Source organism: Klebsiella oxytoca, from assembly GCF_009707385.1.
GTDB classification, from domain to species: Bacteria; Pseudomonadota; Gammaproteobacteria; order Enterobacterales; family Enterobacteriaceae; genus Klebsiella; species Klebsiella oxytoca_C.
This window is the reverse complement of record NZ_CP046115.1, coordinates 2,921,441-2,947,986: the sequence shown is the minus strand read 5'-3', so window position 1 is coordinate 2,947,986 and position 26,546 is coordinate 2,921,441. Positions and strand designations below refer to the sequence as shown.

Here is a 26,546-nt window from a genome sequence, read left to right as displayed (position 1 = left end):
ATCTCAAATAAGATGTTTTAAATATGAATATTGAACTGCGCCATCTGCGTTACTTTATTGCGGTAGCTGAAGAGCTGCATTTCGGCCATGCGGCGGCGCGGCTGAACATCTCTCAGCCGCCGCTCAGCCAGCAGATTCAAATCCTCGAACAGCAAATTGGCGCCCGTCTTTTTGCCCGAACTAACCGTAGCGTCAGCCTGACCGAGGCAGGAAGGCAGTTTTTGGCCGACAGCCGACAGATCCTCGCTCAGGTAGACGATGCCGCCGCGCGCGCCGCGCGTCTGCATCAGGGGGAAACCGGCGAGCTGCGCATCGGGTTTACCTCTTCGGCGCCCTTTATCAAGGCGGTATCTGACACGCTGTCGACTTTTCGCCGCCGTTACCCTGATGTGCATATTCAGACTCGGGAAACCAATACCCGTGAGCAAATCGTCCCGCTGAACGAAGGCGCGCTGGATCTGGGGCTAATGCGTAATACGCAACTGCCGGATACGCTGCTCTGGGAGAGAGTGCTGCGTGAGCCGCTGCTGGCGATGGTACCGAGGGATCACCCGCTGGCGACTCAGCCTGCCGTTAGCCTGCGAGAACTGGCGCGGGAGCCGTTCGTGTTTTTCGATCCCCATGTCGGTACCGGCCTGTATGACGATATTCTGGGCTTGATGCGCCGCTACGGGCTGACGCCGGTCATTACTCAGGAGGTGGGGGAAGCGATGACTATCATCGGCCTGGTTGCCGCCGGGCTGGGGGTGTCGATATTGCCGGCGTCGTTCAGGCGGGTTCAGCTGTCGGATATGTGTTGGCTGCCCATCGAAGAACAGGACGCGATATCGGAAATGTGGCTGGTGTGGTCTAAGCATCGCGAACAGGGGCAGGCGGCCCGACGTTTTCGTGAATCGCTGCTTGCCAGCGTTACGTGAGATTTTTAAGACAAATAAGGGCTAAAAATGTGCGGTAAATCACAAGGCTAAGCAAAAATTTGACGAGTACCGTTGAAGTGTTTCACCATAGCCCTCAGTTTATTTCGAAGCGCGAAAATAAAGGGAGTCAACGGTGGTAGCGGACAGTCAGCCAGGCCATATCGATCAAATAAAGCAGACCAACGCGGGCGCGGTTTATCGCCTGATTGATCAGCTTGGCCCGGTATCGCGCATCGACCTTTCGCGCTTCGCGCAGCTGGCCCCCGCCAGTATCACCAAAATTGTCCGCGAAATGCTGGAAGCTCATCTGGTCCAGGAAACGGAAATACAGGAACCCGGAAGCCGGGGACGACCTGCCGTTGGGTTAATGGTGGAAACCGAAGCCTGGCATTATCTCTCTGTGCGTATCAGCCGCGGCGAAATCCATCTCGCGCTTCGGGATTTAAGCAGCGCGCTGGTAGTGGAAGAGCAGCTGGAACTGGAAATACAGCACGTTCAGCCTTTCGCGACCCGCTTGCTCGATCACGTTGATCAGTTTTTTATTCGTCACCAAAAGAAGCTGGAACGTTTAACCGCCATCGCCGTCACCATGCCGGGGATTATTGATACTGAGAACGGTATCATTCATCGGATGCCTTTTTATGAAGACGTTAAGGATATGCCGCTTGGCGAGATTTTAGCTAACCATACCGGCGTGTCGGTTTACATTCAGCACGATATCAGCGCGTGGACCATGGCCGAATCGTTGTTTGGCGCGTCAAGAGGCGCGCGGGACGTGGTTCAGGTGGTGATTGACCATAACGTGGGCGCAGGCGTGATCACCGATGGACGCCTGCTGCATGCCGGCAGCAGTAGCCTGGTGGAAATTGGACACACCCAGGTCGATCCTTATGGTAAGCGCTGTTACTGTGGCAACCACGGCTGTCTGGAGACCATCGCCAGCGTGGAGAGCGTGCTGGAGCTGGCGCAGGTGCGAATGGCTAAATCGATGAGTTCGATGCTGCACCAGCAGCCGCTAAGCGTGGAGTGGCTGTGTCAGGCCGCGCTGCAGGGAGATTTACTGGCGCGCGACATTATCAGCGGCGTAGGGAACCATGTCGGGCGAATTCTGGCAATTATGGTGAACCTCTTCAATCCGCAAAAAATCCTCATTGGCTCTCCTTTTAACCAGGCGTCGGACATCCTGTTTCCGGCAATATCTGATTGTATTCGGCAACAATCGTTACCGGCTTACAGCCGACATATCGCGGTAGAAAGCACTCAATTTTCTAACCGGGGAACGATGGCTGGCGCGGCCTTAGTCAAGGATGCCCTCTATAACGGATCGCTGCTGATACGACTGTTACAGGGTTAACATTTTTTCGTATTCACACCAAAAATTGCGCTATCTCAAGCCGGCCTTGGGCCGCTTCGCGTAGACTTTTTCCACAGTTGATTATTTCTCTCCCGTATATTTCATCAACATAACTGTGGGGTTAGTGATGTTTAAGCGTTTCTTCATAACAGGTACTGACACTGCTGTCGGAAAGACAGTGGTTTCCCGTGCGCTGTTGCAGGCACTGGCTGCCAGCGGCAAAAGCGTCGCCGGGTACAAGCCTGTGGCGAAGGGTAGTAAAGAGACGCCTGACGGACTGCGGAACAAAGATGCGCTGGTCTTACAGAGCGTGTCTTCGCTGGTGTTACCGTATGATGCTGTCAATCCCATCGCGTTAAGCGAAGATGAAAGCAGCGTGGCGCACAGCTGCCCGATCAACTACGGACTGCTTTCGGATGGCCTGCAGCGTCTCAGCGGCCAGGTGGAACATGTGGTGGTTGAAGGCACCGGCGGCTGGCGTAGCCTGATGAACGACCTGCGTCCGCTTTCAGAATGGGTGGTGCAGGAACAGCTGCCGGTATTAATGGTGGTTGGTATTCAGGAGGGCTGTATCAACCATGCCCTGCTTACCGCGCAGGCGATTGCCAACGATGGCCTGCCGCTGATTGGCTGGGTAGCTAACCGCATTAACCCGGGTCTGGCGCACTACGCTGAAATCATCGATGTGCTGAGTAAAAAATTGCCGGCGCCGCTTATCGGCGAATTACCCTATTTACCGCGCGCAGAACAGCGTGAGCTGAGCCAGTATATCGACTTATCGATGCTCGGCGAGATGATGGCGGTAGATCGAATCCCGGCGTAACGTCCGCGATATCACCGATGCCAGCACGCTGGCAATCAGTAAACCGGGCAGTAAAACGTACTGTCCGGTCATTTCACAAATCATCAGCGTTGACATAATCGGCGCATGGGTTGTGGCAGCCAGAAATGCCGCCATCCCGGTTAATCCCATCATTATCGCAATCCCCTGATAATCAGGCAGCCATAGCCCCGTCAGGTTCGCGAATAGCATACCGACGCCGAGACCGACAAATAGCGTTGGCGTAAACACGCCGCCCGGGGCGCCGGAGCCGCTGCTGGCCAGTACAGCGAATAGCTTGCAGACAAACACCATAAATACTGAGCTAAACAGGGGCGGCGACAGAAGATAGCTTTGTACAACGCTATAGCCATTTCCCCATACTGCCGGAACCATCAGCGACAGCAGGCCGACGATAAGGCCGCCGAGGGCCAGCTGCCACGGCGATGAAAGTTGGAGCCGGACAAAGCACCGATGGCTATAGCCCATCAGCCAGATAAATAACGGGCCGCATAGCCCGGCCAGCAGAGCCGTAGCCAGCATCAGCGCATAGTGCATTGCGCCCATGGTTTCGTGAAATTCAACGTGGTAGAGCGGAGCTGAGCCGCCGTTGAGCAAATTGGTCAGCAGCAGGGCGACCACCGCGGCAATCACCACCGGGCCAAGCGAGGCCAGCATCAGGGTGCCAAATAAGATCTCAGCAATAAACAGACTTCCGGCAAGCGGAGCGTGATAGGCGCTGGCCATACCGGCAGCGGCTCCGCAGGCGACCCACAGTTTCCACTCGTTTTTCGGCGTAAAGCGGCGGGCAAACCATGATGCTGCCAGCGCGGCCAGCAGGATCATCGCTCCCTCGCGGCCAATGGCGCTGCCTGTTGTCACCACCAACAGAGAAGCCAGTGATTTAACGAGGCTGGCGGGCGTATCAAACATGCCGTCGCCAGTCTCAAGGGCCTCCATATAATCTGTTGCCGCTCGCGGACGTTCGTTCATGCGGCACTGCCAGATCCAAAGCAGCCCCCCCGCCGCCAGGCCGCCAAGCGCGGGCGTTAGCAAGCGACGCCACCCTGGCATCGATGCGGCGGCATTGACCAGGCTGCCGCTGGTATTGCTGAGAAACAGGATTTCCAGGCCGGTCATCGCATGACGAAAGAGGGCGACCGCGAGAGCGGCGAAGATGCCGACCAGTATAGCGATTGCCAGGCGGCGAAACATAACCTGAAGATCGGGATAAGCATGAAGTTGATGCATCTGCGGATACGGTGGCGTAAAGAAGAGCCTTATTTTCACCCGGAATAAAGATATGCGCAAAAGCGATAAGTGCGAATGATTACAGAGGTGACGTTGTCACAAAAAGATTATGCCCGACCAGCGGGCATAATTAAGAGGATTAACGGTAGAGAGGTTTTTCGACGACCGCACAGGGCAGCAGTGCCTGCCATTGCGCCAGCGTCCCCTGCGCCAGCTCACCCAGCGCCTGATAAAAAGGGTTGCCGGCGTCGGCGATAAATACGCTCAGGAAGCGGCCTGACCACGGCAGAAGATGCCAGGCCAGAAGCTGGTTGAATGCCTCATCCTGGCCGGACTCGCAGAGCCATGCCGCCAGTAGCAGCAGAGTACCGAAGTGGTCTTCCGGCTCAGCGCGCTGCTCAGACAGCGCGATGCCGTTTGCCCGCATCCATTCGCGCAGCGCCAGCGTCGAGTCGCCGAACAGCACGCTTTCTTTATCCAGCCAGACGGAGCCCCACGGCGGCGCAGGGAGAGCCCATGGCCCGATAAACAACCGCTGCCAGGCCTCAGGTAAGGGTTCATCACTATCGGTGGCGAACCGTGCCGCCAGGCCATCAGCTATCGGCCAGGGCCACTGGCTTTGCCAGCTACCATCGCGCAGGGCCGCAACCAGCGGAGCGGCCTGCTCGCTGTGTGGCGAAAAAGAAAACAGAGCGCCCAGCGTACGGGCGCTGAGTGCGATGGCGTCGCGTTCTTGCGGTTGCATCATACCTATTCCTTAGAGCACAGGGTGCGAGGCACCCCTACATACATTAACCGGCAATCGCCGTACCAACGGTCATATGGAGACCATAAAACAGTCCGCGACCAATAAACTCGCCGAAAAATACCAGCAGCAGGCCGAGCAGCAAGCTGGCGATATGCGGGTTTTGCTTTCTTGCCAACGGGCAGATCCAGCAGCCAAGCCCCAGCGTTAAAAGTACCAGGCGCAGGATTTGTAGCCAGCCATAGTTTGGCAGCAGGGTGCTGGCCTGCTGAACGGAGCTGTGGATCTCCGCCAGTTCACTATTCTGCAAAATGACTACCGCCAGGCTTGCCAGGAGTGCAAGTACGCTCATCGAGGCGAAGACTCTGCCTTTAAAAGGCACATTGGCGATACGCAGCAGCAGGGCGGCGAAAAGCGGCCCGCACAGCACCATAGTCAGGAAAAAGGCGGCGGTGGTGTAGACATTGTACCAGGTCGGTACGGTATCGATTTGATATACAAAGGTCATCTCGAGGACGAACAGGCAGCCGAGAAGCATGGTGAGCAGGAGCCAGGCTTTCGCCAGAATCCGCGGCATTTTGCCGAGAAACGTGATGAGCCACCAGAAACCGCCGACGGTGAAAAATAGTGCGCCGCTGGCGATTTCATTACTTAACGCCGATGATCCTATCCGATTGAGGGAGTTAAATGCCCGCAGCGGCGAGCCAAGGTGGATGATTGATGCCAGAAAACCGACTCCCATTACCAGCCAGACAAAAAACATGCAACGCACCAGACGTTGTCGGGCTTCGGAGTTGTTATTCAGCGAAAGCCAGCCGAGCCCGCTGACGATAATCGCTCCTGCAACGCTTTGGCCCAGTACCGTAAACAGTACCAGCGGCCATTCATGCCATCCATTTCCCATTTTATACCTCCTTCGGATTGGCCAGATAGCCGGTGGTATCGCCGCACGGACGTGCGTTAGCGTTCGGTTTGATTACGATACTCGGCCTGGTAAAGTGCGCTGACGGCAGCGGCGCGACGGCGGCAAGCTGCCCGTGCTTTTCGCGAAGCTCTTCGATGGGGCCAAAGTCCAGCGCCCGCAGCGGGCAGGACTCGACGCAAATCGGTTTTTTACCCTCAGCAACGCGGTCGTAGCAGCCGTCGCACTTGGTCATATGGCCTTTTGCCGCGTTGTACTGCGGGGCGCCGTACGGGCAGGCCATATGGCAGTATCGGCAACCGATGCAGACCTCTTCGTCTACCACCACGAAACCATCTTCGCGCTTGTGCATTGCGCCACTGGGGCACACTTTAGTACAGGCCGGATCTGCGCAGTGGTTACAGGCGATGGACAGATAGTAGGCGAAGACGTTTTGATTCCAGACGCCGTTATCCTCCTGCCAGTCTCCGCCGGCGTATTCGTAAATACGGCGAAAGCTGACGTCAGGCGTTAAGTTTTTATAGTCTTTACAGGCCAGCTCGCAGGTTTTACAGCCGGTGCAGCGGGCGGAATCGATAAAAAATCCATACTGAGCGCTCATGGTTTACTCCTTAAACCTTCTCGATTTCAACCAGATTGGTGTGCTGCGGATTGCCTTTCGCCAGCGGTGAAGGGCGATGCGTGGTCAACGTATTGATACAGGCGCCGTGATCGACGCGATCGCCGTTCATATTCGCGTCATGCCAGGCGCCCTGGCCCATCGCCGATACGCCTGGCATGATACGCGGAGTCACCCTGGCCGCAATGCGTAGCTCACCGCGGGCGTTAAATACGCGCACCATATCGCCGTTTTTAATCCCGCGTTTCCCGGCATCCACAGGGTTAATCCACACCTCCTGACGGCAGGCCGCCTGCAAAACATCAACGTTGCCGTAGGTTGAATGGGTGCGAGCCTTATAGTGGAAACCGAACATTTGCAGCGGGTATTGATCGCGCAGAGGATCGTCCCAGCCTTCGAAAGTCGAAGCATAAACCGGTAATGGGCTGATGGTTTCGTCTTTTTCCAGCTGCCATGTTGCCGCAATGTCGGCCAGACGGCTGGAGTATATTTCAATTTTACCCGACGGAGTTTTTAACGGATTGGCGAGTGGATCTTCGCGGAAGTCACGATAGGCGACAAAGTGGCCGTTGGGGTCTTTACGCTTATAGATCCCCATCTTTTTCAGTTCGTCATAACTCGGCAGCGCCGGATCTTTCGCCAGCATTTTCGCGTACAGATGCTGTAGCCACTGTTCCTGGGTACGGCCTTCGGTAAACTTCTGATGAACATCATCGCCAAGGCGTTTTGCCACTTCGCTGAGGATCCAGTAGATAGGCTTGCGTTCGAATTTAGCGGAGGTGACCGGTTGAATAAAAATGAGATATCCCATATTGCCGGCGTAGTCGTTGGGAATGATATCTTCCTGCTCGACGGTCATCAGGTCCGGCAGCAGAATGTCGGCATATTTGGCCGATGAGGTCATAAAGTTTTCGATAACCACGATCATTTCGCACTTGCTGTCGTCCTGCAGGATTTCGTGGGTTTTATTGATATCGGAGTGCTGATTGATGATGGTATTACCGGCATAGTTCCAGAAGAATTTAATCGGCACATCCAGCTTCTCTTTGCCGCGTACGCCGTCGCGGGTGGCGGTCATTTCCGGGCCGAGAGCGATGGCGTCGGTCCAGCTAAAGCAGGAGATGGCGGTTTTTACCGGGTTGGTTAACACCGGCAGGCGTTCAATGGTGATGGTATAGGTAGATTCGCGCGCGCCGCTGTTGCCGCCGCTGATGCCGACGTTACCGGTAAGTATTGGCAGCATAGCGATAGCGCGCGCCGCCAGTTCGCCATTAGCCTGGCGCTGCGGCCCCCATCCCTGGCAAATATAAGCGGGTTTGGTACTGCCGATTTCCCGGGCCAGCTTGATAATGCGATCGACGGGAATGCCCGTAATCCGCGAGGCCCACTGTGGCGTTTTAGCCGTGCCGTCATCGCCCTGGCCAAGAATATAGGCTTTATAATGGCCGTTTGCCGGGGCATCCGGCGGGAGCGTTTTTTCATCGTAACCGACGCAATACTTATCAAGAAACGCCTGATCGACCAGGTTTTCGTTAATTAATACCCAGGCGATACCCGCGACCAGAGCGGCGTCAGTGCCGGGACGAATAGGGAGCCACTCATCTTCACGCCCGGCTGCGGTATCGGTGTAGCGCGGGTCGATAACGATCATCCGCGCATTGGAGCGCTCGCGCGCCTGCTCCAGGTAATAAGTAATGCCGCCACCGCTCATACGGGTTTCCGCCGGGTTATTGCCGAACATCACCACCAGCTTGCTGTTTTCAATATCGGAGGTGCTGTTACCGTCATTGCTGCCGTAGGTATAAGGCATAGCGCAGGCGATTTGCGCGGTGCTATAGGTTCCATATTGATTTAACGAACCGCCGTAGCAGTTCATCAGGCGCATAACCGGTGAGGCGGTAGGCGATGAGCGGGTCATGTTGCCGCCGACAATCCCGGAGGAGTAGTTAATGTAAACAGCTTCATTGCCGTAATCTTTGACGATTCTTTTGAGATTGTCGGCAATCGTATCCAGCGCTTCTTCCCAGCTAATGCGGACAAATTTGCCTTCGCCGCGTTTGCCGACGCGTTTCATGGGGTAATTCAGGCGGTCGGGATGATTAATGCGTCGGCGTATGGAGCGGCCGCGCAGGCAGGCGCGCACCTGGTGGTCGCCATAAATATCCGCGCCGGTATTGTCGGTTTCGACCCAGACCACTTCGTCGTCGCGCACGTGAGAGCGCAGAGCGCAACGGCTGCCGCAGTTGACCGAGCAGGCGCCCCAGACAATACGTTCCTCGCCCTGAGTGGCTTCTTGCACTGCGGCGGCGGCATGACGCAGGCTAAAGGGTAACGATAACCCGCCGGCCGCGAGGGCCAGAGAGCCTAGAGCGGAAGATTTGATTAGCGTTCGACGGCTAAGACCGCCAGGATGTTCCTGGTTAGACATTGCTCACCCCATGATTTTGTTATAATAACGTAATGCCGACGCCAGCTTAATAACGGCGCGGAGAGTGAGAAATAATACTTAAAGCGGGGTAGAGAGATCTTATCCCCGGTCAACCGAGGGATAAGACGTCTCTCTAAAGTGGCGAGATTACTGCGCTTCGCTGTCGCGCGTGTAGATTATCTTAAAGGTGTCGTTGGCGCAGTGGCCGACAACCTGTGCGCCGGGCCGATCCGGCTGATCGTTCGGGACGATGGTCAGGCTAAAGCCCGATTCGGGAACGCCGTTGTTAATGATTTTTTGCTGAATATCGCTTTTAACCCGCTCGCAAGAGTCGGGCGCGGCTAAAGCGGATACCGAACCCAGCAGCAGAGCGGTGCTTAGCCAGGGTAATAGTTTCATCATAAACTCCTTATTGACGTTATCCAGAGTTAAGCATAGCAGAAGTGGTGTAAACAATTGTATTTGCTAATATGATTGCACTATGCACAAAAGGAATCGGGTGTGAAAAAACTGTTTTTGCTGATATTGGCAGTAGGAGGACTTAGCGCTTGTGATGAAAAGGGTGCGCCGCAGGCTTATACGCCGGAAATGGCGAGTTTCTCCAACGAATTTGAGTTCGATCCGCTGCGTGGGCCAGTGAAGGAGTTTAGCCAGACGCTGTATGATGAGCACGATGAAGTGGTGAAGTGGGTTAAAGGACGTTTGTCCAGCGAAGGGTGCTTTGACCTGCTGGCATTTGAGGATCTGGAGAACAAAACCGGCGCGGCTTTGGTTCTGGACGCTAACTATTATCTCGATGCGCAAAGTCACGAAAAGCGCCTGCGTTTACAGGGAAAATGCCAGCTGGCGGAGATGCCCTCAACGGGCGTGTCGTGGGAGACCGATGATAACGGATTTGTCGTCACCGCCCGCGGTAAGGAGAGCACCGCTACCTACCGCTACGATAGCGAAGGCTATCCGCTTGGCAAAACGACGACCGCTAAAGGTGAACGTTTTACGGTGAGCTCAACGCCATCAGCGGATCCACGCAAAAAAATGGACTATACCGCCGTGAGCATCTTCAACGACCGCACGCTGGGCAACGTAAGTCAGACCTGCGATTACGATAGCCATGATAACCCGGTTAGCTGCGAGCTACAGGTGGTCGACGACAGCGTGCAGCCTTCGCTGACGCGCCACTACACTATTAAAAGCACCATCGAGTATTACTGAGCCGTTGGTTTTAATAGCGTCTGGCCCGGCGTTTTATGCTCGGCCAGATACTGGTGCTGGAACAGGCACATGCGGATGGTATTGCGGTATTCGCCGTTAATAAAGAATTCATGAATCAGCTCGCCCTCAACCATAAAACCAAGCTTGCGGTAGATGTGAATCGCTTTTTCGTTGTCTTTATCAACAATCAGGTACAGCTTATAAAGGTTGAGTACCATAAAGCCGTAGTCCATCGCGAGCTTAGCCGCACGGGTTGCCAGGCCTTTTCCCTGGTAATCAGGGGAGATAATTATCTGAAACTCAGCGCGGCGGTGCACGTGGTTGATTTCAACGAGCTCAACCAGCCCGGCCTTTTCTTCATTGTATTCGACAACAAAGCGGCGTTCGCTCTGATCGTGAATATGTTTGTCGTACAGGTCGGAAAGTTCGACAAAGGCTTCGTAGGGTTCTTCAAACCAGTAGCGCATGACGTTGGCGTTGTTGTCCAGCTGGTGCACAAAGCGTAGATCTTCGCGCTCAAGCGGGCGAAGTTTGACGTGAGAAGCGTCAGTCATGGAAATACCTGTGAGTTATTGCGGAGGTTTAGTGATTGTGGCGCCCGCAGGCGCCATATATTACGGAGTAATGGTACGGCCGGTACGGCGGTCAAGGCAGCGCAGGGTGTTAGGTTCCCAGTAAGCGTTGACGTTCGCGCTCTTCTGGCAGTTATCCTGGGCATCAAATGCCACATCGGCTTTATCCCACTCTTTTTCGGCCCGCTTATTGACCTTCTGGCGTAAAGAGCGGGTATCGTTCCACTGCTCTTTTTCCATCGCGGCGTGCTGACGGCTCTGGGCGCTGTCGCCGGACTCGATCACCAGCCGGTCAGTTTTAGCAAATGACGATGCGGTAAAGACCATCGCGCTCAGCGCCAGCAGAGCGGTCAGGCACCAGCGTTTATTCAGTGTTGTATTCATCACGATTTCCTTTAAGTGATCTCCCTGATTTGAGTTTACTACATCTCCTTACGGCGTCATACCCGACAAAACAGAGTAAACGGCGTCCATTATTGCGTAGAATGAGTTAACGCTTGCTCAACTCACGATATTTGGGATGTTAAAAACAACGCTGCTTTTTTTTGCTACCGCGCTGTGTGAAATCATTGGTTGCTACTTACCCTGGCTGTGGCTAAAGCGTGGGGCGACGCCTTTATTATTGATCCCCACGGGCATTGCTTTGGCGCTTTTTGTCTGGCTACTGACGCTGCACCCGGAGGCCAGCGGGCGGGTATATGCCGCTTACGGTGGGGTTTATGTTTGTACCGCGCTGCTCTGGCTGCGCTTCGTCGATGGGGTAAAACTTACCCACTATGATTGGGCCGGGGCGCTGATTGCGCTGTGCGGCATGCTGATTATTGTCGCTGGCTGGGGGCGCGCTTAGCCCCTCTTAACCGCGATGAAAGGTACAGGCGATGCCATTCCGGCACCGTTCTGTACTGATTTTCTTACCGCTTTTTCTCATTAATTCCCCATTTTCCCCGTTGCAATAATGTGATCTTTAGCGTCTTTTTCGATCATTATACTTGTATGGTAGTAGGTCTGATGTTTTAATTTTCTGCACTAACCGCCTGGAAGTAAGGAATAAGAAATGAAGATCGTTGCCGCTGAAGTTTTCGTCTGCTGTCCTGGACGTAACTTTGTCACTCTTAAGATCACCACTGATGACGGTATTGTCGGTTTAGGTGACGCTACGCTGAACGGGCGCGAACTGTCCGTCGCATCGTATTTGCGGGATCACCTTTGCCCGCAGCTGATTGGCCGTGACGCCCATCGCATTGAGGATATCTGGCAATTTTTTTACAAGGGCGCCTACTGGCGCCGCGGCCCGGTAACGATGTCGGCTATTTCTGCCATCGATATGGCGCTATGGGATATCAAGGCGAAAGCGGCGGGCATGCCGCTGTACCAGCTGCTGGGCGGGGCGTCGCGAGAAGGGGTGATGGTTTATTGCCATACCACCGGCCATTCCATTGATGAAGTGCTGGAAGATTACGCTCGTCATAAAGAGATGGGATTTAAAGCGATTCGCGTGCAGTGCGGCGTGCCGGGCATGAAAACCACCTACGGGATGGCGAAAGGAAAAGGCCAGGCCTACGAACCGGCAACGAAAGGCCAGTGGCCGGAGGAGCAGCTCTGGTCCACCGAAAAATATCTTGATTTTACTCCGCAGCTGTTTGCCGCCGTGCGTGAAAAATTTGGCTTTGAGGAACATCTGCTGCACGACATGCACCACCGCCTGACGCCGATTGAAGCGGCGCGTTTTGGCAAGAGCATTGAAGATTACCGTCTGTTCTGGATGGAAGATCCTACCCCGGCGGAAAATCAAGAGTGCTTCCGCCTGATTCGTCAGCATACCGTCACGCCGATTGCGGTCGGTGAAGTGTTTAACAGCATTTGGGACTGTAAGCAGCTTATCGAAGAGCAGCTGATTGACTATATCCGCACCACCATCACCCACGCGGGCGGAATTACGGGGATGCGTCGTATCGCTGACTTTGCCGCGCTTTACCAGGTTCGTACTGGTTCACACGGCCCCTCCGATCTCTCTCCGGTCTGCATGGCTGCCGCTTTGCATTTTGACCTGTGGGTGCCGAATTTCGGCGTGCAGGAATATATGGGTTATTCCGGGCAGATGCTGGAGGTTTTCCCCCATAGCTGGACGTTCGATAACGGCTATATGCACCCGGGCGATAAACCGGGCCTGGGAATTGAGTTTGATGAAAAACTGGCCGCGAAATATCCCTATGAACCGGCCTATTTGCCTGTCGCACGTCTGGAAGACGGCACGCTGTGGAACTGGTAAGGAAGGAGACAAAAATGAAAAGCATTGTGATTCAGCAGCCCGATGAGCTGGTGATTGAAGAGCGTTCGCTCCCGCAACCTGCTGCGGGAGAAGTGCGGGTTAAAGTGAAGCTGGCGGGAATATGCGGTTCCGATAGCCATATCTATCGCGGGCACAATCCGTTTGCCAAATATCCGCGCGTGATTGGGCATGAGTTTTTCGGCGTCATCGACGCCGTAGGTGAGGGGGTGACGGACAAAACCGTTGGCCAGCGCGTTAGCGTTGATCCGGTGATTAGCTGCGGTCATTGCTACCCCTGTTCCGTGGGTAAGCCAAACGTTTGTACCTCTTTAGTCGTCCTTGGCGTGCATCGGGACGGCGGGTTTAGCGAGTATGCGGTGGTGCCCGCTAAAAATGCCTGGACGGTTCCTGACAACGTTTCAGACAGGCATGCGGTCATGATTGAACCTTTTACCATCGCGGCTAACGTTACCGGGCAGGTCTCGCCAACCGAGCAGGATATTGCGCTGGTATACGGCGCCGGGCCGATGGGGCTGACGACGATTCAGGTGCTGAAACGGGTATATCGCGTGAAGCAGGTGATAGTGGTCGATCGCATTGATGAACGTCTGCAGATGGCCCAACGTAACGGCGCTGACTGGATCATCAACAACGGCGACCAACCGCTGGCAGAGATTCTGAAGGAGAAAGGAATATTACCGACGCTGATCGTTGATGCCGCCTGCCATCCTTCTATTTTGCAAGAAGCGGTAACCCTGGCTTCGCCGGCGGCGAGAATTGTCTTGATGGGATTCTCGACGGAGCCATCCCAGGTGATACAGCAGGGGATTACGGGTAAGGAGCTGTCCATTTTTTCCTCGCGACTTAACGCTAATAAATTCCCCGTGGTTATCGCCTGGTTAGAGCAAGGGTTAATTAATCCGGATGAATTGATTACTCACCAATTTGCCTGGCAACAGGTTGCTGATGCTCTTGAACTTTTTGAAAATGACAGAAAACGTTGCTGTAAGGTTTTATTAACCTTCGGGCAATAATAACAAGTGCGGACTTTGTACCCTACAATTAGAGATAATCATTATGACTACCGTTAAAAATGAGAGAACGACTACCGATCTCATTCGCGCAGCCGTATCTGGTTGGTTAGGAACTGCGCTGGAGTTTATGGATTTCCAGCTTTATTCGCTGGGCGCAGCGCTGGTTTTTCATGAGATATTTTTCCCGGAACAATCTGCCGCCATGGCGCTTATATTAGCGATGGGGACCTACGGTGCGGGGTATATAGCACGAATCGTCGGTGCCTTTATTTTCGGCAAGATGGGGGACAGTATCGGGCGTAAAAAAGTTCTGTTTATTACTATTACGATGATGGGGATTTGTACCACGCTCATTGGCGTTTTGCCGACCTATGCTCAGGTGGGCATTTTAGCGCCGGTGTTACTTGTCACATTACGTATTATTCAGGGACTGGGCGCAGGTGCAGAGATATCTGGAGCCGGCACCATGCTGGCGGAATACGCGCCGAAAGGTAAACGCGGCATCATTTCTTCGCTGGTGGCGATGGGAACCAACTGCGGTACTTTAAGCGCCACGGCTATCTGGGCGGTAATGTTTTTCGTGCTGGACCGCGAGCAGCTGGTTGCGTGGGGATGGCGTATTCCGTTCCTCGCCAGCGTAGTCGTAATGATTTTTGCCATCTGGCTGCGCCTCAACCTGAAAGAGAGCCCTGTATTTGAAAAGGTAAGCGAAGACGACAGCCTGCAGCAAGAAATTGCCACCCAGGAAGGCACCTTCAGCTCAATGTTGAAAAGCAAATCCTTCTGGCTGGCGACAGGGCTACGCTTCGGGCAGGCCGGCAACTCAGGGCTATTGCAAACGTTCCTTGCGGGCTATCTGGTTCAAACCTTAATGTTTGATAAAGGTATACCCACCGATGCGCTCATGATCAGCTCCGTTATTGGCTTTATCACTATTCCATTCCTCGGATGGTTGTCGGATAAAGTGGGACGGCGTATACCTTATATTATCATTAATATTTCCGCTATTATTCTGGCTTATCCGATGCTGTCGATAATTGTGGATAAGAGCCACAGCGCGAGCACCATTATGGCGTCATTAATTGTCATTCATAATATTGCGGTGTTAGGGCTGTTTGCGCTGGAAAATATCACCATGGCTGAAATTTTTGGTTCACGTAACCGCTTCACCCGCATGGCAATCTCAAAAGAGGCAGGGGGCTTAGTTGCCGTAGGTTTTGGTCCCGTGCTGGCCGGTATTTTCTGTAATATGACTGGTTCATGGATGCCGATTGTTATTATGCTGGTGTGCTATTCAATCATAGGCTTAATTTCTGCCATTCTGATGCCTGAAGTCCGCGACCGCGACCTGAGCTTGCTTAATGATGCCGCAGATTGCGTACCGCAGAATAAAGCAGTGGGTAACGGGCAATATATTTAAAGATCTAAAGTCCGCACCTTATGATGATAGCCATAAATCACTATCTGCCGGGCTTATAGCCCGGCATTTTTAAATCCTTTAATACCTGAAGCGGCGAAAATATAACCGTTCAGTGTTCTTGTATGGTAGTTGATGAAAGTCAAAGATGTCATACTAATTGCATGAGATGGTTTACATCGCCGCGCATTCTCACGCACCGTGGGGATACAGAAATCAAAAATATGAGAGCTAACATGGAAAACATGCTTTTAACCGCTAACGCCACGCGACCATCTTACGATCGTCACCGTCTTGTGCCACGTATCGTCCATCTGGGCTTTGGCGCATTTCATCGCGCCCATCAGGCAGTATATGCCGATATTCTGGCGACAGAACACGGCAGCGACTGGGGTTATACCGAGGTGAACCTGATTGGCGGTGAACAGCAAATCGCCGATTTACAGCAGCAGGATTTACTTTACACCGTTGCCGAAATGTCGGCAGATGCCTGGACCGCCCGCGTCGTCGGAGTGGTTAAGCAGGCGATGCATGCCCAGGTGGATGGTCTGGAAAGCGTGCTGGCAAAAATGTGCGAGCCTCAGGTGGCGATTGTTTCCTTGACCATTACCGAGAAGGGCTACTGCCACTCTCCGGCCAGCGGTGAGCTGCAGCTGGATCATCCGTTAATTGTTGCCGATTTACAAAATCCCCATCAGCCAAAATCTGCTCCGGGCGTAGTGGTAGAAGCGCTTGCGCGGCGCAAGGCAGCAGGGCTGCCGGCATTCAGCGTAATGTCCTGCGACAATATGCCGGAAAACGGTCACGTTATGCGTAATGTCGTTTGCGCCTACGCACGTGAAGTTGATGCTGATTTAGCCGAGTGGATTGCGGGTAATGTGACTTTCCCGTCCACCATGGTTGATCGTATCGTACCGGCGGTGACTACCGATACGCTGGACAAGATAGAACAGCTCACCGGCGTTCGCGATCCGGCGGGCGTTGCCTGCGAGCCGTTCCGTCAGTGGGTTATTGAAGATAACTTTGTCGCTGGCCGCCCGGAATGGGAAAAGGCGGGGGCAGAGCTGGTTGCCGACGTGCTGCCGTTTGAAGAGATGAAGCTGCGTATGCTGAACGGCAGCCACTCTTTCCTGGCTTATCTGGGCTATCTGGCTGGATACCAGCATATCAATGACTGTATGCAGGACGAGAACTATCGCCGCGCCGCACACGCGCTGATGCTGGAGGAACAGGCGCCGACGCTGAGCGTGCAGGGCGTTGATTTTGGTCGCTATGCCGGGCTTCTGATCGAGCGCTACAGTAATCCGGCGCTGAAGCACCGGACCTGGCAAATCGCTATGGACGGTAGCCAGAAGCTGCCCCAGAGAATGCTGGATTCTATCCGCTGGCACCTGGCGCATAACAGCAGCTTTCCTCTGCTGGCTATGGGGGTTGCCGGTTGGATGCGCTATGTCAGCGGGACGGACGATCGGGGGCAGGCAATTGAAATTTCAGATCCTCTGCTGCCGGTGATTACGCAAACCGTACAGAGCAGTAAAGACGGCGAAGAACGAGTGAGGGCGCTGCTGGGTATTGAAGCTATTTTCGGCTTGAATCTGCCGCAGGAAAAGTGCTTTGTCGATGCGGTAGTTGGCGCTTATTTGTCACTGCAAGAGCACGGTGCAAAAGCCACCGTTGCCGCCTGGGCTCGGGCGAACTAATTGCATCGTTAACGCGTGCCGCCGATACCTGGCGGCATGATTATCTCACTTGATTCCCAAACGATATTTCCGCTTTAAAAATATTTCTGACATGTATGAAATTTTGATCCAGATCGTTGAATATACATAACTTTATCTTACAACAGTTAAATATAAATTAGTGGTATTTATTTTAATAGATTAAATATTTATCTGCGTGATTATTCATTCTCCTGCTGAAGTAAATATGGCATGATGAGTTAACTTATTAAGTTTCTTCAAAAAAAGGAGAACGGACTATGTACAAAAAAATTTTGCTACCCGTAGACGTTTTTGACATGGATTTAAGTGACAAAGCGGTTCGCCATGCTGAGTTTCTGGCATCGGCGGATGAAGGGGAGATAACTTTGCTTAACGTTCTGCCAAACAGCAGCAGCTCGGTGTTACGCGGTTTTGCGGAGGATATACGCAAGTTTGAGGCCTATATGCGGGAGGAGTCAGAGAAAAAAATGAAGACGATATCGCGTCTGTTCTCAATTCCCGCCGAACGTATTCACGCCAGGGTTGTTTTCGGCAACGTGCGTGATGAAATTCTGGCCGTAAGCGGTAATGAGAATTTTGACGTTATTGTTATTGGCTCCCGTAAACCGGGTATTACTACTCATCTTCTTGGTTCTAACGCTGAGTCGGTTTTACGTCATGCCAAAATACCGGTTCTGGTTGTCAGATAATCCTCATAGAAAATATATCGCGGCAGAGAATCCATTCTGCCGCGACTTATTTACTCTTCGCTGAACCAGTCGCTGTTTTCCTGGCGCACGAGCAGCACGGATTCACTTATTTCTTGCAGATGTAAGCTCATCGCTTTTTCCACGGCATCCGGGTTACGGGCGACCAGAGGCTGGAAAATATCATAATGCTGGCGCAGCATCATATCGGGGGGAGTCACATGATCGAGACTCATATAGCGCACCCGGTCAATGGTCGCTTTTATGTTTTCGACGGTGTCCCAGGCCAGCTGACAGTCGGCAATTTGCGAAAGCTTCTGGTGAAATTCATCATCCAGCTGGAAAAAATCAGTTAACTGCTGGCGCTCGACCGCCGTTCGCTGCTGATTCAGGTTTTGCTCAAGCAGGTAGAGCTGTTCATCATTCACCATCCCGGCTGCGCGTCGCACTACGGCGCATTCAATGGCCTGGCGGACAAAACAACCGTTACGTACCTGAGAAAGCGAAATCTTATTCACGTAGCTGCCGCGCTGCGGCCGGATTTGGATCAAACCGTTCTCGGCCAGTTTAATAAAAGCTTCGCGAACCGGCTGACGAGAAACGTCAAAGCGCACGGAAACTTCTTTCTCTGAAAGGGGGGTACCAGGCGGAATCAGACAATGGACGATATCCCGACGAAGGATACGATAGATTTGCTGATTTACGGGCTGTGTCGGATTCAGTTGCGGTTCTGCGGCCATTGATGATTACTTTTTATGAGGTATTTGCGCCATTTTACGTGTTTTTTACCTTCCAGCCCAGACCCGGCCAGCTGGCCGGGTCACTGAGCTTAGCCCTGGCGATGAACGTTCAGCCCGGCAAAACTTTGGCTGACCGGCATCATTTCCAGCGTGTTGATATTGACGTGTTCTGGCAGAGTCGCGACCCACCAGACCGCTTCGGTGACGTCTTCCGGCGTCAGGGCCTGAGTATTCTCGTAGGTTTTACCCGCTTTAGCGTCGTCGCCTTTAAAGCGCACGTTAGAGAATTCGGTTCCGCCAACCAGACCCGGTTCAATATCGGTCACGCGGAGGGCTGTACCATGAAGGTCGGAGCGCAGGTTAAGGCTGAACTGGCGTACAAAGGCTTTGGTTGCCCCGTAGACGTTGCCGCCGGCATAAGGCCAGGCGCCGGCAACTGAACCAATATTAATGATGTGGCCGCGATTACGTTCAACCATACCCGGCAGGACGGCGCGAGTCATATACACCAGCCCTTTATTATTGGTATCAATCATATCTTCCCAGTCTTCAACGCTGGCCTTGTGCGCGGGTTCAAGACCCAGCGCAAGCCCGGCATTATTGACCAGAATATCAATTGCTTGCCATTCGGCGGGCAGTCCGGCAATCATCTCTTCAATGGCCGCGCGATTGCGCACGTCCAGCTGTGCGGTATAAAGGTTTTCACCCAGTTCATCTTTCAACGTTTTCAGGCGTTCTTCGCGACGCCCGGTGGCAATCACTTTGTGACCGTTAGCGACAAAACGGCGAGTAATACTTTCACCAAAACCTGCTGTTGCTCCGGTAACCAGGATAATCATCTTACTGTTCCTCAACGCTTTTTGTGTCTTCATAACATAGCACGCGATTCCGACGACGGGTAATGGAAATCGTCAGACAAATATTGTCGGTCGCGGCGGTAAACAGAGTATTCATTGCTATCAATCAATGAGTTGCCTAATCTTACAGGATAATCGTGTTCAGGAGATGAAGATGTCGGTAAACAATCCTCTTTTAAGCGTTAGCCTGTTGCCCTATCAGGCGCCGCCTTTCGATCTCATCGACGTGAATCATTACCGTCCCGCCTTTGATGAAGGCGTACGGCGTCAGCGTGAAGAGATTGCCGCAATTGTGAATAATCCGCAGCCGGCGGATTTTGCCAATACGCTGGTGGCTCTGGAACAGAGCGGTCAGCTGCTGGCACGGGTAACCAATATCTTTTTCGCAATGGCAGGGGCGGATACCAACCCAACCATTCAGGTGCTTGATGAGCAATTCTCCGCCGAGCTGGCTGAACTGGCTAATGATATCTGGCTCAATGATGCCTTGTTTCAGCGGGTGAAACAGGTGTGGGAGCAGCGTGAATCGCTGGCTCTGGACGACGAGTCACAGCGTTTGCTGGAGGTAACCTGGCAACGGTTTACCCTCGCTGGCGCGGTGCTCGACGGCGAGCAAAAAACGGCGCTTCGCACGCTGAACACCGAAGCGGCATCGCTACAAAGCCAGTTTCAGCAGCGCCTGCTGGCAGCGGTAAAATCGGGCGGTCTGGTGGTGGATTATGCGCACCAGCTCGCTGGTCTCAGCGACGATGAGATAAGCGCGGCGGCAGAAGCCGCGCAGGAGAAGGGATTAAGCGATCGCTGGCTGCTCTCTTTACTCAATACCACCCAGCAGTCCGCGCTGCTTGCGTTGCAGGATCGGCAGACGCGAGAAAATCTGTTTGCTGCCGGCTGGACGCGAAATCAGAAAGGCGATGCTAACGACACCCGCGAGCTGGTGCTGCGGTTAGCGGAAATTCGCGCACGCAAAGCGCAGCTGTTGGGCGCCGATGACTTTGCCAGCTGGTCGATGGCCGATCAGATGGCGGGGGCCCCGGCGGAGGCGTTTGCGTTTATGCGGCGCATCGCCCCGGCGGCGCGGACTCGCGCCGAGCAGGAGCTGGCCGACATTCAGCAGGTTATTGATAGTGAAGGCGGGGATTTCCGTGCGCAGGCGTGGGACTGGCTCTATTATGCTGAACAGGTGCGCAGGGCGAAATTTGCCATTGATGAAGCACAGTTAAAACCCTATTTTGCCCTCGATCGAGTTCTGCGCGATGGCGTGTTCTGGACCGCAACGCAGCTGTTTGGTATTCGTTTTGTCGAGCGATTTGATATTCCGGTTTATCATCCTGACGTACGGGTGTGGGAAATTATCGACGCCAACGGAGAGGGTATTGCGCTGTTTTATGGCGACTATTTTTCGCGCGATAGCAAAAGCGGCGGAGCATGGATGGGGGTATTTGTCGAGCAATCCACCCTGCGTGCGCAGCATCCGGTTATCTACAACGTGTGTAACTATCAGAAACCGAAAGCCGGGCACAGCGCGTTGCTTTCCTGGGATGAAGTTATCACTTTATTTCACGAGTTTGGCCATACCCTGCACGGTCTGTTTGCCAGCCAGAAGTACGCCAGCCTGTCGGGAACCAATACGCCACGCGATTTTGTTGAGTTTCCTTCGCAGATTTATGAGCACTGGGCCAGCGAGCCGCAGGTGTTTGCCCACTATGCGCGGCATCATGTCACCGGCGAGGCCATGCCGGAAGCGCTGCGCGATAGTATGTTCCGCGCATCGAAGTTTAATAAAGGCTACGACATGAGCGAGCTGCTCGCGGCGGCGCTCCTCGATATGCACTGGCATAGCGTCAAGGTGGATAAACTGCCGCAGGACGTTGATGCTTTTGAAGCTGCGGCCCTGCGTGCTGAGAGGATGGATCTTGCCGCGGTGCCGCCGCGCTATCGTAGCAGCTATTTCTCGCATATTTTCGGCGGCGGCTATGCCGCAGGATATTACGCCTATCTGTGGACGCAGATGCTGGCGGACGACGGCTACCAGTGGTTCGTCGAACAGGGCGGTTTAACCCGTAAAAACGGCCAGCGCTTCCGTGAGGCGATTTTATCTCGCGGCAATAGCACTGATTTAGCAGAACTTTATCGCCAGTGGCGCGGACACGATCCGAAGATTGAGCCGATGCTGGAAAACCGTGGGCTGAGCGAGTAGAGCGATTGTAACGGACGAGAGGACCGGGCGCAGAGCCCGGTTTTTTGTCCGGTTTTTCTTCCCCAAAAGTCTGCGTCAGCTGTGTATTTGTCCCGATAACCAAACCTGGATCTTCGTTCTTCTTGTAGAAGCCAGAGTTTTAGCCCGCAGTGCCAACTGGCGGACAGGTTACTAAGGGAAACTTTGCGCTCTCTGGGTCGTCAATAAAGAGCCAATCATGATAGCTGAAATGGATGAGGCATCTGTCATAGGATGACTCAGTAATGAACTCATCGTGCAAGAAATTATTCCACACCGGTGGAGTGGTGGTGATGAGATAGAACAGTGCATTTCCGGTCATTTCAGTGAGCTCATCACTAAAAACGGCTAGTAGATGCAGCTTGAGCTGCTGGCACCCGGCCGCCATCCGGAATTCCTGATCCGCTATGAGCGAAGAGCGGCAGTTGGCGCTATGTAGTGAGCAACAGGTGAGGCGCCCTCCCTGAAAACAGAACCTCTCGTTTCATTAACGTGCTTCCTCAATACCAATTTCAGACCCGCGCCCTCTGTATCAAGGGGAACCAGATTCTTTTTCAAGCTCGATCATGCTCGATTTTGCAGTTTACAGGTTTAATCATTGCTCGATAATGGTACCTTATGAGAAGTACAATATGAGCTGGCCGTAGTTTCATGATTAGGAAGCTGGTCACTTCGCAGGATATGTTCTGGCCTACTGGTATGAAGCGCTTGTTCACAAAGCACTGCTCGTCGAGGCAGAAATTCACAGCAGAAGCATGCTAACAGTGCAACATTCAGCATGACGGGACCGGTAAAAAGAACAATACACGTTGAATTCAGAGGAAACAGAATTAATGATCGAAAAATTATCCCCCCGCACTGACACTGGCCTTGAACGAGTGCATCTAAAAGACGGGGAGTATTTTTTCCCTTCCGAGCCAGCTATAAAAGCGGATTCTCTGCGGACAAAATCGCTCCTTCATCGTTTTAACCACACCGATCCTGCTGATACTGATTCCCGACTGCAACTGATGAAAGCGTTGTTGCCTGAATGTGGGGAAGGTGTATCTGTCACCACGCCTTTCCATTGCAGCAGAGGGTATAACATCCGGGCGGGTAAGAATTTTTACTGTAACTTTGACTGCGTTATCCTTGATCTCACTGACGTTATCATCGGGAATGATGTTCAGTTGGGTCCGCAGGTGAATATATATACCGTCAGCCATCCCGTTGATCCCGGTCAGCGGAGTACCGGGATCGAATATGTCCGACCGGTCACCATCGGTGACCGCGTCTGGATAGGAGGTAAATCGGTCATACTGCCGGGGGTAAAGATCGGCAGTGATGTTGTTATTGCTGCCGGGAGCGTCGTGACCCGTGATATTCCGGACAGGGTTGTAGCCGGTGGGGTGCCTGCCAGAGTGTTAAAACAGATTAAGTAAAGGGAAGTAACTAAAATGAACCATTCACATGCTGGAAAAATTATTCTCGACGAATCCACAATCGCGGAAGGTGTCAATCTTGTTGCCGACAGGCTAAATTCTGACTTCAGCAATGCGGTGATTATTACCGTCGTACCGGGCGGTATATTTTTCACCGCAGACTTAACCAGAAAGCTGAACTTTGATGTTGAAATGGATTATATTTCTTGTCCGCACACACCTGGTGAACGCAATAACGCGTCAGAGATTGTCTTCCATAATAACATTGGCATTGAGGGACGACATGTGATTATTATCGATGATGCCATTGAGTCTGGGGGGACAATGAAACGACTGGTGGAACATCTTATCGAAAAATATAACCCACGGTCAGTCTCGGTTTCCGTCCTTTTCGTTAAGCCCGGACGCGTATCCATTCCGGCACACTGTTATTACGCTTATGAAATGGAGAATGACGATCTGCTGATAGGGTACGGCATGCCCTGGCAGAACAAGTTCCGCAATTTACCCTGTGTGTCTCAGTTGATCAAAGGCAGCTGACCGGCTTCAGGTTAAAAACGAGCGTTCTCCGCTTCTGGCAAGAGCAGGCGAGCTAACTGAGCTAAAGGGGCGCTGAGAGCGAGGAATGGCCGCCCCGTTCAGCGAAGAACGTAAAAAAAACGCCTCACGGCGGTTTAGCTGTCCAGTCAGGAAGTTGCGTTTGCGAGTCGTGCTGCAAATCCAATGAAGAACATACCTACCAGCGCGTTTCCAATGGTTGATAACCTACGGTTGCCTTTCAGACGGCTGAGCAAATAAGAGCCGCAGAAAACGAGGAAGCCGAAATAAACGAGAGTAATTGCGAACATTACTGCAGCAAGAATGATGAACGCCATCCAGGAGTGTTCAGCCTGAACATTGATGAACTGGGCGAAGAAAGAGATATAGAATAGCAGCGTCTTTGGATTGAGTAGAGTAACCAGCATTCCGCGCCCGATGATCCCCCTGGCGTCAGCTGAAGATTTCTTTTCCTCACTCGTTTCAACTGTTGGTTTAAAGATAGCGCGTATCGTCTGGACACCGAGATAGAAAAGATAGGCAGCACCTGCGTATTTGATGGCGTTAAACAAGGCAGGGGTTGAGCTTATGACCGCAGCCAGCCCACACCATGCCAGCAGGACCAGAAGTACGTCACTCAAGAGAATGGAAAATATTGCAGCAAAGCCTCGTTTGATGCCGCTCGTAATGCTTGTTTTAATCACGAACTTGGTTTCAGGGCCAGGAGCAAGGACTATCAGTGTCGCACCAATCAGATACGTCCAGAAATTCACGATACCAAAATCAGCAAACATTTTTACTCCAGTTCTCTCGTTTTCAACGTGGCTATTCTAACGTAACCAGCGTTAATGAAAACACATCACGGTCGCCTCTATTCAGCCTATGTCCGCTTCTGGCACAGAGCGGACGAACCCACTGAGTTTAAGATCCAGTCTGAGCGAGAAGCGGACACCGGGTTTACCGGTTCTGTATAACTTAACGGGCAGATTTCGATACTATGCCGGACCCGCTAAACAACATGCGGATACCCAGGCCAATCATGACAACGCCTGTAAATCGTTCCTGCCATTTGATAACGCCTGGGTGTTTACCTAGCCAGTTTCCAAATGTCCCTGATGCCATCGCGACTGACCCCAGGGAAACAATTCCAGCCAGCTTTTGGATACAGCCCAGGACAAGTAATTGCAGCCAGACAGGACCAGCGGCAGGATCGACAAACTGAGGAAGAAAAGCAAACATGAACAGCAGGGATTTTGGGTTAGTCAGGCTGTTCAGAGCGCCTTCCTTAACGGCATTCCAGTCAGAAATTTTTGCCGTTTTTCGCAGTCGCGTATCAGTGCCTGAAGTCGCAATCATTTTTATGCCCAACCACATCAGATAAGCCGCACCAGCCCACCTTAGCAGATCCAGCGCTACTGGCCAGGCATGAACAACGGTTACCAGCCCCAGGACAAGAAAAGAAACTTGCACAAAACCAGCTACAAATACATTACCCAGTACCGTAAGCAGCGCAATACGTCTTCCCTGGCCGACTCCTCGGGCGATAGTCAGCATCATGTCTGGCCCCGGAGAAATCTCCAGAAGCGTCAGCGCCAGAAGGAAAGTCATAAACGTTTCGATGGAAGGCATTCAGGTAGAGTCCGGAAAAATATTTCCGTTACGTTACCTCAGTCCGATTCGAGCCGAAAGCGGAATGTACTGCAACGTCCGTTCCTGGCATAGAGCTTGCAAGCTAATTGAGCAAAAGGTCCGCCATGAGTAATGAGCGGGCGTCGTGCTTAAATCATGATGGCTCAGGCAGAATGGGCCTTGAATAATTGAAAATTAACGACTAATCCAGGTGGCGTAAATGTGTAGCGATCCCCCATCTGAGAGTGGAGCACCTTCCATTAATCAGGTCGAAAACGGAGTAACTCGCGTTAGGTTGTGCATACCTGGGGAAATCATCGACAGCTCCACTTTTTAGAATCGAAAGAACGCCCTGAGTGACGTGCCCGTGAGATACAAGACATATTGTTTGATGATGTCGTTTTTTTTCCAGATTGTATAAAAAATGCATCATTCGCTGAGAAGCATGAGAGAGAGACTCTCCTCCAGGGGGACAATACTCTGCATCTGATTTGAATAACGCCTTTGCAGCGTCCGGAGAGTGCTGCAGGAGCTGTGCTGTTGTCATGCCTTCAAACTGACCAAATGCCTGCTCTTTCAGGGCAGGTACAGCTATTAGTGAGCAACAAAAGCTCTCAGCCAGACTCTGTCCCATTTGCCAGGCGCGGCCAAGTGGGGAAGCGTAAACACATTCTACCCGCAAATCACTCTCTGCAAACGCTGCAAGCAAGGCTGATGTTTGGCGCTCTCCTCGAGGGGTCCACGCGCTATCACTATGTCCCTGAATAATACCTCTTACATTCCACTCTGTTTCCGCGTGTCTAACAAGTATCACTTGCATCATTAAAGGGCCATATATGTTATTGATTTAAATACTACAGACAAAATATATCCCTTAACGATGGGATGCTTTCTACTCTGGACAAAAAACCGAAACAAGTGTAGCTGAACATTGTTATGTTCAGTCTCAGAAGTGATGCATTGAACATAGTTAACATTCGTTTCGGGCACGAAACGAACGACTTAAATGAACTGAAGGTCCGCGGTGAGCGAAAAATGGACCTTCAGACTATTTATTCAACATCAGTATGGGGATAGGTAATCGCCCGCACTTATAGTAACTGTCAAGTACTTCCAGCCATTGACTCGACGTAAAAAGCTGATACTCGTTCTTATAAAAATTTTAAGGGAAGTTATT

At 52.7% G+C, this 26,546-nt stretch carries 26 protein-coding genes; 13 read left to right on the top strand and 13 right to left on the bottom strand.

Annotated elements, in window-relative coordinates; translation table 11 throughout:
* Positions 1-23: 23 nt before the first annotated feature.
* The 3 genes from GJ746_RS13700 (at position 24) to bioD (ending at position 3,094) form a co-directional block, all read left to right on the top strand.
* Entirely contained in the window at positions 24-917 is an 894-nt protein-coding gene (locus GJ746_RS13700) for a LysR family transcriptional regulator (RefSeq protein ID WP_154680705.1), read from the top strand.
* A gap of 133 nt (positions 918-1,050) precedes the next feature.
* Positions 1,051-2,271 carry a sugar metabolism global transcriptional regulator Mlc gene (gene mlc / locus GJ746_RS13695; RefSeq protein WP_154680704.1) on the top strand — a complete coding sequence of 407 codons (1,221 nt, stop codon included), beginning with the start codon at positions 1,051-1,053 and terminating at the stop codon, positions 2,269-2,271.
* Positions 2,272-2,398: 127 nt separating this feature from the next.
* Positions 2,399-3,094, top strand: a complete 696-nt coding sequence (gene bioD, locus GJ746_RS13690; protein WP_154680703.1) for a dethiobiotin synthase — start codon at positions 2,399-2,401, stop codon at positions 3,092-3,094.
* On the opposite strand, the gene clcB is transcribed toward bioD, so the two are convergent.
* From clcB to GJ746_RS13660, 6 genes are all read right to left on the bottom strand, one after another.
* Entirely contained in the window at positions 3,047-4,342 is a 1,296-nt protein-coding gene (gene clcB, locus GJ746_RS13685) for a voltage-gated ClC-type chloride channel ClcB (RefSeq protein ID WP_154680702.1), read from the bottom strand. The two genes, bioD and clcB, sit on opposite strands and share 48 nt — an antisense overlap.
* A gap of 139 nt (positions 4,343-4,481) precedes the next feature.
* Positions 4,482-5,090 carry a Tat proofreading chaperone DmsD gene (gene dmsD / locus GJ746_RS13680; protein ID WP_154680701.1) on the bottom strand — a complete coding sequence of 203 codons (609 nt, stop codon included), beginning with the start codon at positions 5,088-5,090 and terminating at the stop codon, positions 4,482-4,484.
* Between the two features lie 43 nt (positions 5,091-5,133).
* A complete protein-coding gene (locus tag GJ746_RS13675; RefSeq protein ID WP_154680700.1) occupies positions 5,134-5,991 on the bottom strand; it encodes a DmsC/YnfH family molybdoenzyme membrane anchor subunit in 858 nt (285 codons plus the stop codon).
* 1 nt (position 5,992) lies between these two features.
* Positions 5,993-6,610, bottom strand: a complete 618-nt coding sequence (locus tag GJ746_RS13670; RefSeq protein WP_154680699.1) for a DMSO/selenate family reductase complex B subunit — start codon at positions 6,608-6,610, stop codon at positions 5,993-5,995.
* Between the two features lie 10 nt (positions 6,611-6,620).
* Entirely contained in the window at positions 6,621-9,056 is a 2,436-nt protein-coding gene (gene ynfE / locus GJ746_RS13665; protein WP_154680698.1) for a selenate/tellurate reductase subunit YnfE, read from the bottom strand.
* Between the two features lie 147 nt (positions 9,057-9,203).
* A complete protein-coding gene (locus GJ746_RS13660; RefSeq protein WP_154682727.1) occupies positions 9,204-9,455 on the bottom strand; it encodes a DUF1161 domain-containing protein in 252 nt (83 codons plus the stop codon).
* Positions 9,456-9,557: 102 nt separating this feature from the next.
* On the opposite strand from GJ746_RS13660, the gene GJ746_RS13655 reads away from it, so the two are divergent.
* On the top strand, positions 9,558-10,268 hold the full coding sequence (locus tag GJ746_RS13655) for a YnfC family lipoprotein (protein ID WP_154680697.1): 711 nt from the start codon (positions 9,558-9,560) through the stop codon (positions 10,266-10,268).
* Here GJ746_RS13655 and speG read toward each other — a convergent pair.
* Both speG and GJ746_RS13645 read right to left on the bottom strand, forming a co-directional pair.
* Positions 10,262-10,822, bottom strand: a complete 561-nt coding sequence (gene speG, locus GJ746_RS13650; protein ID WP_154680696.1) for a spermidine N1-acetyltransferase — start codon at positions 10,820-10,822, stop codon at positions 10,262-10,264. The two genes, GJ746_RS13655 and speG, sit on opposite strands and share 7 nt — an antisense overlap.
* Before the next feature lie 60 nt (positions 10,823-10,882).
* Complete coding sequence (locus GJ746_RS13645) at positions 10,883-11,224, bottom strand: DUF1283 family protein (protein ID WP_154680695.1); 342 nt, start codon at positions 11,222-11,224, stop codon at positions 10,883-10,885.
* Between the two features lie 136 nt (positions 11,225-11,360).
* Between GJ746_RS13645 and GJ746_RS13640 the strand changes: the two genes are divergently transcribed.
* The 6 genes from GJ746_RS13640 to GJ746_RS13615 all read left to right on the top strand — a co-directional run bounded on the left by GJ746_RS13640 (position 11,361) and on the right by GJ746_RS13615 (position 17,970).
* Positions 11,361-11,687, top strand: coding sequence for a YnfA family protein (locus tag GJ746_RS13640; RefSeq protein ID WP_154680694.1), 327 nt, complete (start codon positions 11,361-11,363; stop codon positions 11,685-11,687).
* 207 nt (positions 11,688-11,894) lie between these two features.
* Positions 11,895-13,109, top strand: coding sequence for a starvation-sensing protein RspA (gene rspA, locus GJ746_RS13635; RefSeq protein WP_154680693.1), 1,215 nt, complete (start codon positions 11,895-11,897; stop codon positions 13,107-13,109).
* 14 nt (positions 13,110-13,123) lie between these two features.
* Positions 13,124-14,143 carry a Zn-dependent oxidoreductase gene (locus GJ746_RS13630; RefSeq protein ID WP_154680692.1) on the top strand — a complete coding sequence of 340 codons (1,020 nt, stop codon included), beginning with the start codon at positions 13,124-13,126 and terminating at the stop codon, positions 14,141-14,143.
* A gap of 43 nt (positions 14,144-14,186) precedes the next feature.
* Positions 14,187-15,563 (top strand): MFS transporter, encoded by a 1,377-nt coding sequence (locus GJ746_RS13625; RefSeq protein ID WP_154680691.1) that lies wholly within the window; start codon positions 14,187-14,189, stop codon positions 15,561-15,563.
* A gap of 233 nt (positions 15,564-15,796) precedes the next feature.
* Complete coding sequence (locus GJ746_RS13620; RefSeq protein WP_154680690.1) at positions 15,797-17,260, top strand: mannitol dehydrogenase family protein; 1,464 nt, start codon at positions 15,797-15,799, stop codon at positions 17,258-17,260.
* A gap of 278 nt (positions 17,261-17,538) precedes the next feature.
* Positions 17,539-17,970, top strand: a complete 432-nt coding sequence (locus GJ746_RS13615) for a universal stress protein (RefSeq protein WP_154680689.1) — start codon at positions 17,539-17,541, stop codon at positions 17,968-17,970.
* A 50-nt stretch (positions 17,971-18,020) separates the two neighbouring features.
* On the opposite strand, the gene GJ746_RS13610 is transcribed toward GJ746_RS13615, so the two are convergent.
* Positions 18,021-18,707, bottom strand: a complete 687-nt coding sequence (locus GJ746_RS13610) for a GntR family transcriptional regulator (protein ID WP_154680688.1) — start codon at positions 18,705-18,707, stop codon at positions 18,021-18,023.
* 89 nt (positions 18,708-18,796) lie between these two features.
* A complete protein-coding gene (ydfG, locus tag GJ746_RS13605; RefSeq protein WP_154680687.1) occupies positions 18,797-19,546 on the bottom strand; it encodes a bifunctional NADP-dependent 3-hydroxy acid dehydrogenase/3-hydroxypropionate dehydrogenase YdfG in 750 nt (249 codons plus the stop codon).
* Between the two features lie 172 nt (positions 19,547-19,718).
* Here ydfG and dcp point away from each other — a divergent pair, with 172 nt between their 5' ends.
* From dcp to GJ746_RS13590, 3 genes are all read left to right on the top strand, one after another.
* Positions 19,719-21,764, top strand: coding sequence for a peptidyl-dipeptidase Dcp (gene dcp, locus GJ746_RS13600; protein ID WP_154680686.1), 2,046 nt, complete (start codon positions 19,719-19,721; stop codon positions 21,762-21,764).
* 851 nt (positions 21,765-22,615) lie between these two features.
* The gene (locus tag GJ746_RS13595) at positions 22,616-23,203 is read left to right on the top strand and encodes a sugar O-acetyltransferase (protein ID WP_154680685.1); all 588 of its coding nucleotides are present in this window, start codon (positions 22,616-22,618) and stop codon (positions 23,201-23,203) included.
* A gap of 15 nt (positions 23,204-23,218) precedes the next feature.
* Complete coding sequence (locus tag GJ746_RS13590) at positions 23,219-23,743, top strand: phosphoribosyltransferase (protein WP_154680684.1); 525 nt, start codon at positions 23,219-23,221, stop codon at positions 23,741-23,743.
* A 146-nt stretch (positions 23,744-23,889) separates the two neighbouring features.
* Here the strand turns inward: GJ746_RS13590 and leuE are convergent, their stop codons facing one another.
* The 3 genes from leuE to GJ746_RS13575 all read right to left on the bottom strand — a co-directional run bounded on the left by leuE (position 23,890) and on the right by GJ746_RS13575 (position 26,192).
* Complete coding sequence (gene leuE / locus GJ746_RS13585) at positions 23,890-24,534, bottom strand: leucine efflux protein LeuE (RefSeq protein WP_154680683.1); 645 nt, start codon at positions 24,532-24,534, stop codon at positions 23,890-23,892.
* Positions 24,535-24,715: 181 nt separating this feature from the next.
* Positions 24,716-25,369 carry a LysE family translocator gene (locus tag GJ746_RS13580; protein WP_154680682.1) on the bottom strand — a complete coding sequence of 218 codons (654 nt, stop codon included), beginning with the start codon at positions 25,367-25,369 and terminating at the stop codon, positions 24,716-24,718.
* 202 nt (positions 25,370-25,571) lie between these two features.
* On the bottom strand, positions 25,572-26,192 hold the full coding sequence (locus GJ746_RS13575; RefSeq protein ID WP_154680681.1) for a histidine phosphatase family protein: 621 nt from the start codon (positions 26,190-26,192) through the stop codon (positions 25,572-25,574).
* Positions 26,193-26,546: the final 354 nt, after the last annotated feature.

Excerpts from the sequence above, each read along its gene's own strand:
- GJ746_RS13610 (WP_154680688.1), bottom strand. The coding sequence starts at position 18,707 with ATGGCCGCAGAACCGCAACTGAATCCGACACAGCCCGTAAATCAGCAA.
- GJ746_RS13615 (WP_154680689.1), top strand. The coding sequence starts at position 17,539 with ATGTACAAAAAAATTTTGCTACCCGTAGACGTTTTTGACATGGATTTA.
- speG (WP_154680696.1), bottom strand. The coding sequence starts at position 10,822 with ATGACTGACGCTTCTCACGTCAAACTTCGCCCGCTTGAGCGCGAAGAT.
- GJ746_RS13595 (WP_154680685.1), top strand. The coding sequence starts at position 22,616 with ATGATCGAAAAATTATCCCCCCGCACTGACACTGGCCTTGAACGAGTG.
- GJ746_RS13620 (WP_154680690.1), top strand. The coding sequence starts at position 15,797 with ATGGAAAACATGCTTTTAACCGCTAACGCCACGCGACCATCTTACGAT.
- GJ746_RS13700 (WP_154680705.1), top strand. The coding sequence starts at position 24 with ATGAATATTGAACTGCGCCATCTGCGTTACTTTATTGCGGTAGCTGAA.
- GJ746_RS13675 (WP_154680700.1), bottom strand. The coding sequence starts at position 5,991 with ATGGGAAATGGATGGCATGAATGGCCGCTGGTACTGTTTACGGTACTG.
- dmsD (WP_154680701.1), bottom strand. The coding sequence starts at position 5,090 with ATGATGCAACCGCAAGAACGCGACGCCATCGCACTCAGCGCCCGTACG.
- GJ746_RS13575 (WP_154680681.1), bottom strand. The coding sequence starts at position 26,192 with ATGATGCAAGTGATACTTGTTAGACACGCGGAAACAGAGTGGAATGTA.
- leuE (WP_154680683.1), bottom strand. The coding sequence starts at position 24,534 with ATGTTTGCTGATTTTGGTATCGTGAATTTCTGGACGTATCTGATTGGT.
- ydfG (WP_154680687.1), bottom strand. The coding sequence starts at position 19,546 with ATGATTATCCTGGTTACCGGAGCAACAGCAGGTTTTGGTGAAAGTATT.
- clcB (WP_154680702.1), bottom strand. The coding sequence starts at position 4,342 with ATGCATCAACTTCATGCTTATCCCGATCTTCAGGTTATGTTTCGCCGC.
- bioD (WP_154680703.1), top strand. The coding sequence starts at position 2,399 with ATGTTTAAGCGTTTCTTCATAACAGGTACTGACACTGCTGTCGGAAAG.
- GJ746_RS13590 (WP_154680684.1), top strand. The coding sequence starts at position 23,219 with ATGAACCATTCACATGCTGGAAAAATTATTCTCGACGAATCCACAATC.
- GJ746_RS13630 (WP_154680692.1), top strand. The coding sequence starts at position 13,124 with ATGAAAAGCATTGTGATTCAGCAGCCCGATGAGCTGGTGATTGAAGAG.
- GJ746_RS13645 (WP_154680695.1), bottom strand. The coding sequence starts at position 11,224 with ATGAATACAACACTGAATAAACGCTGGTGCCTGACCGCTCTGCTGGCG.
- GJ746_RS13580 (WP_154680682.1), bottom strand. The coding sequence starts at position 25,369 with ATGCCTTCCATCGAAACGTTTATGACTTTCCTTCTGGCGCTGACGCTT.
- GJ746_RS13640 (WP_154680694.1), top strand. The coding sequence starts at position 11,361 with ATGTTAAAAACAACGCTGCTTTTTTTTGCTACCGCGCTGTGTGAAATC.
- GJ746_RS13660 (WP_154682727.1), bottom strand. The coding sequence starts at position 9,455 with ATGAAACTATTACCCTGGCTAAGCACCGCTCTGCTGCTGGGTTCGGTA.
- GJ746_RS13625 (WP_154680691.1), top strand. The coding sequence starts at position 14,187 with ATGACTACCGTTAAAAATGAGAGAACGACTACCGATCTCATTCGCGCA.
- GJ746_RS13670 (WP_154680699.1), bottom strand. The coding sequence starts at position 6,610 with ATGAGCGCTCAGTATGGATTTTTTATCGATTCCGCCCGCTGCACCGGC.
- dcp (WP_154680686.1), top strand. The coding sequence starts at position 19,719 with ATGTCGGTAAACAATCCTCTTTTAAGCGTTAGCCTGTTGCCCTATCAG.
- rspA (WP_154680693.1), top strand. The coding sequence starts at position 11,895 with ATGAAGATCGTTGCCGCTGAAGTTTTCGTCTGCTGTCCTGGACGTAAC.
- ynfE (WP_154680698.1), bottom strand. The coding sequence starts at position 9,056 with ATGTCTAACCAGGAACATCCTGGCGGTCTTAGCCGTCGAACGCTAATC.